Source organism: Rhizobium hidalgonense, from assembly GCF_005862185.2.
Classification (GTDB): domain Bacteria; phylum Pseudomonadota; class Alphaproteobacteria; order Rhizobiales; family Rhizobiaceae; genus Rhizobium; species Rhizobium hidalgonense.
This window is the reverse complement of record NZ_CP054028.1, coordinates 1,458,693-1,468,994: the sequence shown is the minus strand read 5'-3', so window position 1 is coordinate 1,468,994 and position 10,302 is coordinate 1,458,693. Positions and strand designations below refer to the sequence as shown.

Here is a 10,302-nt window from a genome sequence, read left to right as displayed (position 1 = left end):
TGTCAGGGCCATTGCGATTTTCTTGATGTTTTGGGCGGACGCAGCCAACCAGTTGACGCTCCGAGCGGATGCCGAACAGGTAGCCAATGAACAGCGCCTTGAACATGAGGGTCGGATCGAGCCGCGGGCGGCCGTTGTCGGCGCAATTAAGCTCCGCAACGCGATCGCGGGTGAACGAGAAGTCGATCACCGCGTCGATCTTGCGAAGCAGATGAGCCTTCGGCACCAGGCTGTCGAGCATTACCATCTCGAGGGCAGTCTGGCAGGGGCCAGGTTTCTTCAACATCTCCCAATGAACCACAAACCCCTGGACGCCGCCAGGGGTTTGTCAGCAGTATGAGCGCGCACCATCTGATGCACGCTTTCCTTTTTATGCGGATTTCGCGATCCATCCTCTTACGATTGCCGGCACGAACTCCCGTGGAAGCAGCTCGACCAGCATGCGCAGAGAGTAAAGCCCGGTCACGACCACGGCGAGGCAGCCAATCACCATCGCCGACCACGCCGGTAAGAGGAAAAAGACCGAGACAACCAAACCCGATGCAGGCAGGAAAAGAAGCGCGTGCCTGCGATTGGCGGGCGACCAGCGAAAGCCGGTGAGCCGACGCACGATCAAGTAAATCAGAATACTATGCCAGACATAGAGGCCGAAGAACGCCATGCCGGCCCCTAGCGTGCCCAACTTCGATACGAAGAACCAGGCCAACCCCACATGCACCAGCGTCGCAGCGACCTCCGTCCAAAAGAAGATCGTCTGCGCACCCTTCGCCAGGACGATGAAACCCATCGGCCAGGCGACGATCCTCAGCATCATCCCAAGACAGATCCAGCGCAGAAGATCCACAGCCCCATGAAACTCCGCGGAATAGAACAAACTCATCACGAGTGGCGCCAGGGTCAACGTGGCAATTAGACCGGGGCCGGCCAGCAATATGCTAATTTCCGCCTGCTCATTGACCAGCCGGTTGCACTCGGCATTATTGTTGGCGATTGCAGTCAAGCGCGGGTAGAAGTCCGTTCCCATCGCCTGCAGGATGAAACCGGCGTAAAGGCCGCCAAGCGCCCAAGCTGCCTGATACAATCCAGCCGCTACGACGCCCCCTTCATTGAGCACGATAATGCGGATGGCATAGGCCGCGCCGAAGGTTAGAAGTCCACTTGCCATGAAAGCGACACCGAGCCTGAACAGAGCTGTCGCTTCCCGGCCGAACTGGTGCGCCGACATCGCCGGTGGCTGTGTGGATATTTGTTTGCTGTACCACCAGGTGGGAAGTAGCGAGACGGCCGCGATCGCCACGAGAGAGGGTGCAATCGCCTTTTCGCCGAACAGATAGATCAGCGGGATGCTGACGATTGTGCCGAACAGCCCTGAAAGCACATTGATGCGGGCAAGATTTGCAATGCCCCGCAAGCCCTGGATCAACGCAGCCTGTCCGGCAGCGACAAGCCGAAAGAATACGGCCAGGGAGAGCAGCACAATGCCGCCGGCATGCTGGTAGTCGCCGAAGGTGAATTTCGAGACCGGAAACGCCAACGCGGCAAGCAAAAGCCCGCCAAGCAACCCGAGCGCTAATGAGATGCGTCTGAGCGCTGTCGCCGACCGGGCGATCTTGTCGTCGTCGCCGGCGCCCGCCGCCTCAGCGACCCGGCGCACACCGCTGCTGCTCACGCCCAGACCAGCTATCGCTTGCGCGATATCGAGGATTGCCCCGTAAAGGCCGAGAAGCCCCACGCCTTCAGGACCGAGCAGAACGGCGAGCGCTTTGTTGCGAATGATGCTCAGAGCGACATTGACCAGCGAGGAACCGCCCATCAGCATCGTCGATTTCAGGATTTGGGTATAAGTCAGACCGCTGGGGGGGGGCATGCGCAAGGTCATCACTTAACCCTAGCTGCCAGGTGAGATTCAGGCTGGTCCATATTAAAAGCGATTTCTTTGGGGCAGGCGGCCTGAGCGCCTCGATGACGCTCGAACCTCCGCTCCAACTTTGTTGAGAACACGCGCACGTCGCGGGTCACTGGCCGGCTCGATCTGCGAGCGCTTGGGTTTCGAAAGATGGGCTTGTGTCGGCCTGAGACGTATTATCCAATATGTGCGGCTGGACGACTCTCACCACATCGCCGGGTGCCAGCATCGTCGTTTCCGAGGCTTGGAACTGATCGATTTGTCCATCGTTGCGGCGGGTCACGCTAAAGGTGAGCGGGAGTTCCTCGACGAGGGTCTTGACGCTGTCATTGCTCCCCAGGTCGGCGATGAGCAGCTTCTGTAGTGTTTCGCGCTTCAGCTTGAATTGATCGAGACTTGCCCGTTCGGACTGCGCTTCGGTCGCCACTTCGCTCCGGCGTGCGTCGTAAAGTCCCTCAAGGTTCCGCGTCGTCTCGCTGACCGCCTGCCGGCCCCGCATGACGGCGGTGAGAAGGTCGAGCTTGTCGGAGCGGTAAGTCGTCAGCAACCGTTCCAGATCCATCTGCCTTGAGGAGATCGTCAGGCCTTTCTGGACCAGGGACTTGACGCTGACCAGTTGGTCTTCGACTGATTTGATATTGTCGTCGGCGCCCGTCAGTTTCTCTTCCAATGTCGATATCTCAGTGGTCAAAAGATCGCGTAATTCCGTGAACGCCCTCGACTGCCTCTCCAACGCATTGGCGCGAGCCCGAAAGATAATCCTCTCCTCGTTGTATATGCCGGCGGCAAATTGCTGATCGGCGCCGGTCATCTGATCGAAGGTAATCTCGTCGGCTCCATCCATCTCCGCCTGCAGCCGCGCCAGCCTCGCAGTGCTGCGCAGGATCGAGTGATCGATTTCGCGCAATTCTCCGACGATCTGGATCGAATGCGTTTGCTGCTCTTCTTTGGCGCGGCGCGGCCCGCCACTCATTGCCAGGGATTTCAGGACGGTCAATCCGGGGCGGAAACCGTACTGCCCAGGCGTGGTCACGTCTCCCACGACGTAGATCGGCGGGTATTCGAGAATTTCGATGTTGACCGCCGGCGCCTGAACCAAACCGATCTTTTCCTGCAGGCGCTTGCCAATCTCGTTTGTGAGGTCGGCGTTTGTCCGATTGCCGACGGAAAGGGACCCAAGAAATGGCAGAAAGACCGTGCCGTCATCCGAGACTGTGTATTCGCCGCCAAGCGCATCCCATCGTTCATATTGGCCCCTGGACTGCATCCATTGGACGATCGTTAGGCGGATCTTCGTTTGTGGAGCCAAGGCTTGTGGAGCCGGCGGCGCGCTTTCTGCGACGGCCGGCGACACAGTTCCGGCAAGAAAGACGGTTGCTCCGATGACAGCGATCGCACGAAAGAACAGGTGGAGCGCACGGTGCGATGAATTCATGTACATATCTCGCCTGCAAAACATCCTTAAGCGGATGCCGGTCCAATGCCTTGACGCTGCTTGACGGCCGGACGAAAGTCCGAAGCCGAGATCTTCAGTTTGCAGCCTGGCGAAGCCTTGAGGAAGGTGGAGTCTGTTTGCTTTGCCTCATCATTATTGATGAACTGGTGGCGAAGTGCTTCACCCATGTCGACCAGAAGCATATGTCCCTGCGCGGCAAGGAGGCATTATCCTGGAAAATCAAAGGTTATGCACGCAGGCTTAGGCGTGCCCGCGACGTCTCCAGCGCTGGCGCGAGCATGAGGAAGAAGCCGCCACCGCGGCTTCGGGTCTTGCTTCGGAAGCGGCGAAGCTTCGCGACTCCGCGTGTCTCGCCCGTCTCCTGGCCAATGCGGCACGGCCGTTCCAAAGGATGCTGCGAGTAGAGCAAAAGGCGTAGGATATACTCGCTTAATTTTCGACTATACTTCGGTGCTCCGTATTGAGCGATCTCATAGCTTCGACTCTGACAATCTCGCGAGAGGTGCCTCCCATGTATCGCAACGCTCGTCGCTGGACTGCGCGCTCACTCCTGGTGGATTCGCTGATTCCCCAATGGCTGACTATCGGAGGGAAGGAAAGGCCACGCAAGCCGGCCGAAAAGCACGGGGACAGTGCTCAACTCGCGGCAGCGGTGAAAATCGCGACTGGAAACAATCAGGCCCTTATCGACGATTCCCATAAGGACGCGACGCTTAACGAGCGTGACGTTGGACAGAAAGAGGGCGGGAACGGCGTCGCGGACGGCCGGGCCGACGATAGGCTCGTAGCGCCGCCCTTGCCTGACGCTTTCACAATCAATCGCGAACTGGGGGCGCGAAGCGGCGATATCGCTGCGTCTGTGAAGGCCGGCCATACGCCGGGTTTCGTACATTTCGCGCCGGATGCGGGCAGGGTTGCGTTCGGGGCCGCATCGTCTCTTCCGCGTAGCTACGGCGAAATGAGCTCCATAGGCGACGACCCCCTGGCTCCGTATTTGCCGCAAAGCCCTGCGCCGACAGGTTCGGGGCAAGATTCTGCGACCATTGGGGCCGAGCGTTCTCACTCGGGCAAGGTCGTCATTCTCGAATCGACGCCCTCAGCGCAGTCGACTGCGCATCATGCTGGGCCGAATGCGCTGGCGGTTGGCATGCCCTTTGGAGTGTGCGGATGCGGCTACTATACCTCCCCCACGCGGATTCTCGATTGGGCCCATGGCAGCGGCCTGCTTCAGCAGGACGGTCAGTTGCCGGGGACCAAATTTACCGACGGGCCGGACTATGTGTCGACGATCAAGAAGGCCATCGGCGCCTCGGTCAGTGATCCTCTGCTCGATCGTGACGTATCTTCGTTCGCGGGCTGGCGCGCAACCGCAGACCTGACGAACTTGGCGCTCTCCAACGGATCATTGCCCGGCGGCGGAGAGATAGGAACGGGAACCGGCACCAAGGGTAAAGCCGTCCTTTCCGGCTCGGTGACGACGCCACCTCAACCTTCTGCGCAGCGGTCGCTGGCAACGCAAGATCTGGCGGCCGCCGCGGCGGCGAGCAACGCGATCGTGCTGGAAAACCAGAAGCAGGGCAATCCGGAGAGCGAGTGGGGCATCGACACCGCCAGCACCAACATCGAGGGTTTTGCGACCGATATCAGCGTCGACAACGGCAAGACGATCAGCTTCAAGATCAATACGAATTCTACCAACTATCGGATCGATATCTATCGGCTCGGCTACTATGGCGGCATGGGTGCCCGCAAGGTCACGACCATACAGCATACCGGATTGCAGACGCAGCCCAATCCGCTGCGCAATGCCACGACCGGCACGGAGGATGCCGGCAACTGGGCGGTCTCGGCGTCCTGGGCCGTACCGGACGATGCCGTCTCAGGCGTCTACATCGCCAAGCTCGTGCGTCAGGACGGCACCTTCGGCGAAAATCAAATCCCGTTCATTGTGCGCGATGACGCCAGCCATAGCGACGTCGTCTTTCAGACCGCAGACGAGACCTGGCAAGCTTACAACGGCTGGGGTGGCGCAAACTTCTATGGCGGCAACGGCCCGGCGACGGGGCAGGGGGCAGGCCGCGCCTATGCACTCAGCTACAACAGGCCGATTGCAACCCGCGACGGAGTCGGCACCTATGCCGGCCCGCAGGACTATCTGTTCGGCGCCGAATATGCAGGCATCTACTGGCTGGAACAAAACGGTTATGATGTCTCCTATATGTCAGGCATCGACGTCGATCGCTATGGCAGTCTGCTACTCAATCACAAGACCTATATCGATGCCGGGCACGACGAATATTGGTCGGGACAGCAGAGGACCAATGTCGAAGCCGCACGCGATGCGGGCGTCAACCTGATGTTCTGGAGCGGTAACGAGGTCTATTGGCGTACCCGCTGGGGCAATGCCTACAGCGCCGACGGAACACCTTATCGCACCCTGATCTCCTACAAGGAGACATGGGGACCGCCTGGCACCAGCCTCGATCCTTCCAACGAATGGACAGGCACCTTCCGCGACCCGCGCCTCAGCCCGCCTGCTATCGGCGGCGGCAGCCCTGAGAACTCGCTGACTGGCCAATTATTCAAGGTCGACGATGTTGGCGGCAATCTCGCCGCGATTAAGGTTGGCTATGATGATGCCAACCTGCGCTTCTGGCGCAATACGAGCGTCGCAAACCTCCAGCCCGGCCAGACGGCAACGCTCACCAAGAATTATCTTGGTTACGAGTGGGACGAGGCGCCTGACAACGGCTTCGATCCGGCCGGGCTCGTCAAGCTGTCGTCGACGACGCTGCCCGTCACCACCTACTTGCTCGATTACGGAAATACGACCGGCAGTGCGACGGCGACTCACAATCTGACCCTCTACCGCGCCCCCAGCGGGGCACTGGTGTTCGGTGCCGGTACGGTCTATTGGACATGGGGCCTGAGCAACAATCACGATAACGAGGCGACCCCCACCGATCCTCGCGTCCAGCAGGCGATGGTCAATCTGCTTGCCGATATGGGCGTTCAGCCGGGGACGCTACAATCCGGGCTTACCGCGGCGACTGGTTCCACCGATGCTGTTGCTCCGACCTCCGTCATCACGGTGCCAGCGACGGTGGCCGCTAATTCAACCGTGACGATTTCAGGCACCGCTGCCGATACGGGCGGCGGGGTCATCGCCAGCGTCGAGGTTTCGACCGACAATGGTGCGAGTTGGCATCCGGCGACGGGCGACGAGAACTGGACCTACTCATGGACCCCGGCGATTGCAGGGACCTATACGATCCGGTCGCGGGCGGTGGACGACAGCATCAATCTCGAGACACCTTCGGCGGGGCGCACGGTCACCGTCACCGGCCCGACTTTTACATCTCTCTTCGGTGGCGCGACGCCCGCGGTCGTCAACACCGACGATGCTGCCGCCGTCGAGCTCGGAGTCAAATTCCAGTCATCCGTGGCGGGCACGGTCAGCGGTATCCGGTTTTACAAGAGCAGCCTGGATACGGGCACACATACCGGGTCGCTCTGGTCAAGCACGGGTACGCGGCTTGCGACCCTCACCTTCACTAACGAGACTGCCAGCGGCTGGCAGAGTGCGACTTTCACGAGCCCGGTGACTTTGACAGCCGGACAGACCTATACCGCATCCTACCATACGAATGTCGGCAACTATTCGACGACCGCCAACTACTTCCTGTCCAATGTGACGAGTGGTCCGCTGACGGCGCCGGCAAGCGGCAACGGCGTCTACCGCTATGGCAATAGCGCGTTCCCGACGAGCAGCTTCGACCAGACGAACTATTGGGTCGATGTGATGTTCAATCCCTCGAATGCGAACAACACGACACCGACGGCGGTCGCCGATACGGGGAATGCGACCGAGAAGGGCGGTGTCGCCAATGGTTCGGGCGGCGTGGTTGCCAGCGGCAACGTGCTGACCAACGACACCGATCCGGATTCCGGCGATACCAAGACGGTGAGCGCCGTCAGCTTCGGCGCGACCTCAGGCACGCTCGGCTCAGCGCTGAACGGCACCTATGGCAGTCTCGTTCTCAGTGCATCGGGCACCTATAGCTATACGATCAACGAGAGCAATACCGCCGTGCAGGCGCTGCGCCTGTCGACCAACACCGTGAACGACGTCTTCAGCTATACGATGCGTGATACCGCCGGGGCCACCTCCACGGCAAATCTGACCGTCACCATCCATGGCGCCAACGACGCACCGGTGCTCGCCGTCCAGACGGCGACGCAAAATGCCACCGTCGGCTCGGCCTTCTCCTTCGTCGTGCCGACGACCACCTTCAGCGATGTCGACAGCGGCGAAACGCTGACCTACGCGGCAACGGCCGCCGACGGCACGGCGCTTCCCAGCTGGCTGACCTTCAACGCCTCGACGCGCACCTTCTCCGGCACGCCGACGGCGGGCGGGAGCTACGGCGTCAGGGTCACGGCAACCGATATCGGCGGCCTTGCCGCCAACGAGACCTTCAACATCGCCGTGTCGGTTCCCGGCAACACGACCCCGACGGCAGTCGCCGATACAGGGGATGCGACCGAGAAGGGCGGTGTCGCCAATGGTTCGGGCGGCGTGGTTGCGAGCGGCAACGTGCTGACCAACGACACCGATCCGGATTCCGGCGATACCAAGACGGTGAGCGCCGTCAGCTTCGGCGCGACGTCAGGCACGCTCGGCTCAGCGCTGAACGGCACCTATGGCAGTCTCGTTCTCAGTGCATCGGGCACCTATAGCTATACGATCAACGAGAGCAATACCGCCGTGCAGGCGCTGCGCCTGTCGACCAACACCGTGAACGACGTCTTCAGCTATACGATGCGTGATACCGCCGGGGCCACCTCCACGGCAAATCTGACCGTCACCATCCATGGCGCCAATGACGCGCCGGTGCTCGCCGTCCAGACGGCGACGCAGAATGCCACCCTCGGCTCGGCCTTCTCCTACACGCTGCCGACGGCGACCTTCAGCGATGTCGACAGCGGCGAGACGCTGACCTATTCGGCAACGGCCGCCGACGGCACGGCGCTTCCCAGCTGGCTCGCCTTCAACGCCTCGACGCGCACCTTCTCCGGCACGCCGACGACAGCAGGCAACTATGGCGTCAAGGTTACGGCAACCGATATCGGCGGTCTCTCGACCAACGAGACTTTCACTATCGCCGCTGCGGCGGGGGCAACGACCTACAGCCTGTTCTCCGCCTCCAGCACGCCGGCCCAGACGAACCTCAACGATGGCCAGCAGCTCGAGCTCGGCGTCAAGTTCACGTCGACCGTCGGCGGCGACATTACCGGGATCAGGTTCTACCGCAGCGCCAACGACAACGGCCAGAACGTCGTCGACCTGTGGAGCTCGACGGGCACCAAACTTGCCAGCGCCACCTTCACCAACACCACGGCAAGCGGCTGGCAGACGGCGAACTTCACGACGCCCTTCACCATTGCCGCCAACACGACCTATGTCGCCTCCTACCACACGACAGGCGCCTATGTGGCGACTGCTAATTTCTTCACCGCCGCCGTTACCAGCGGGCCGCTGACGGCAACAGCCACCGGCAACGGCGTTTACCGCTATGGCGGCTCCGCCACCGCTGGCATTTTCCCGAACTCCACTTTTAGCGCCACCAATTACTGGGCCGACGTGGTCTTCCGTCCCACGAATACGAACAACGCGACGCCGACGGCGGTTGCCGATGCGGGGGATGCGACCGAGAAGGGCGGGGTGGCCAATGGTTCGGGCGGCGTGGTTGCCAGCGGCAACGTGCTGACCAACGACACCGATCCGGATTCCGGCGACACCAAGACGGTGAGCGCAGTCAGCTTCGGCGCGACGTCGGGCACGCTCGGCTCAGCGCTGAACGGTACCTATGGCAGTCTCGTTCTCAGTGCATCGGGCACCTATAGCTATACGATCAACGAGAGCAATGGCGCCGTGCAGGGGCTGCGCCTCTCGACCAACACGCTGAACGATGTCTTCAGCTATACGATGCGTGATACCGCCGGGGCTACCTCCACGGCAAACCTCACCGTCACCATCCATGGTGCCAATGACGCGCCGGTGCTCGCCGTCCAGACGGCGACGCAGAATGCCACCCTCGGCTCGGCCTTCTCCTACACGCTGCCGACGGCGACCTTCAGCGATGTCGACAGCGGCGAGACGCTGACCTATTCGGCAACGGCCGCCGACGGCACGGCGCTTCCCAGCTGGCTCGCCTTCAACGCCTCGACGCGCACCTTCTCCGGCACGCCGACGACAGCAGGCAATTATGGCGTCAAGGTCACGGCAACCGATATTGGCGGTCTTGCGGCCAACGAGACTTTCACTATCGCTGCCGGGACGGCGCCAGCGACCTACAGCCTGTTTTCTGCCTCCAGCACGCCGACCCAGACGAACCTCAATGATGGCCAGCAGCTCGAGCTCGGCGTCAAGTTCACGTCGAACGTCGGCGGCGATATTACCGGCATCAGGTTCTACCGCAGCGCCAACGACAACGGCCAGAACGTCGTCGACCTATGGAGCTCGACGGGCACCAAGCTTGCCACGGCCACCTTCACCAACACCACGGCAAGCGGCTGGCAGACGGCGAACTTCACGACCCCCTTCACCATTGCCGCCAACACGACCTATGTCGCCTCGTATCACACGACAGGCGGCTACGTGGCAAGCAACGCCTTCTTCACCGCCGCCGTCACGAACGGTCCGCTGACGGCGCCGGCCAGCGGCAATGGCCTCTATGCCTATGGCGGCTCTGCCACCGCAGGCCTCTTCCCGACCAGCACTTTCAATTCAGCGAATTACTATGCCGACGTGGTCTTCCGGCCGCAGCTTGCCGCGTGAAGGATCGGGAGGTCGGGAACGGGATCGGAATGAGGTTCATACGACGCAAATGCCCGCCGCGGCGACGACCGCCCCGAATGTCCATATCCGGGAGATGTC

At 61.3% G+C, this 10,302-nt stretch carries 4 protein-coding genes and 1 pseudogene; 1 reads left to right on the top strand and 4 read right to left on the bottom strand.

All coding sequences use genetic code 11. From position 1 onward, the window contains the following. Positions 1-46 precede the first annotated feature (46 nt). From FFM81_RS28160 to FFM81_RS28145, 4 genes and pseudogenes are all read right to left on the bottom strand, one after another. Positions 47-286: pseudogene (locus FFM81_RS28160) on the bottom strand (transposase); the annotation flags it as partial. An 84-nt stretch (positions 287-370) separates the two neighbouring features. After that, positions 371-1,879: an O-antigen translocase gene (locus FFM81_RS28155; RefSeq protein ID WP_138384699.1), complete on the bottom strand. Its 1,509-nt coding sequence runs from the start codon at positions 1,877-1,879 to the stop codon at positions 371-373. A gap of 136 nt (positions 1,880-2,015) precedes the next feature. After that, the gene (locus FFM81_RS28150; protein ID WP_173883872.1) at positions 2,016-3,341 is read right to left on the bottom strand and encodes a polysaccharide biosynthesis/export family protein; all 1,326 of its coding nucleotides are present in this window, start codon (positions 3,339-3,341) and stop codon (positions 2,016-2,018) included. A gap of 26 nt (positions 3,342-3,367) precedes the next feature. Then, the gene (locus tag FFM81_RS28145; protein WP_173883871.1) at positions 3,368-3,544 is read right to left on the bottom strand and encodes a hypothetical protein; all 177 of its coding nucleotides are present in this window, start codon (positions 3,542-3,544) and stop codon (positions 3,368-3,370) included. 329 nt (positions 3,545-3,873) lie between these two features. Here FFM81_RS28145 and FFM81_RS28140 point away from each other — a divergent pair, with 329 nt between their 5' ends. Continuing rightward, the gene (locus tag FFM81_RS28140; RefSeq protein WP_173883870.1) at positions 3,874-10,203 is read left to right on the top strand and encodes a DUF4082 domain-containing protein; all 6,330 of its coding nucleotides are present in this window, start codon (positions 3,874-3,876) and stop codon (positions 10,201-10,203) included. Positions 10,204-10,302: the final 99 nt, after the last annotated feature.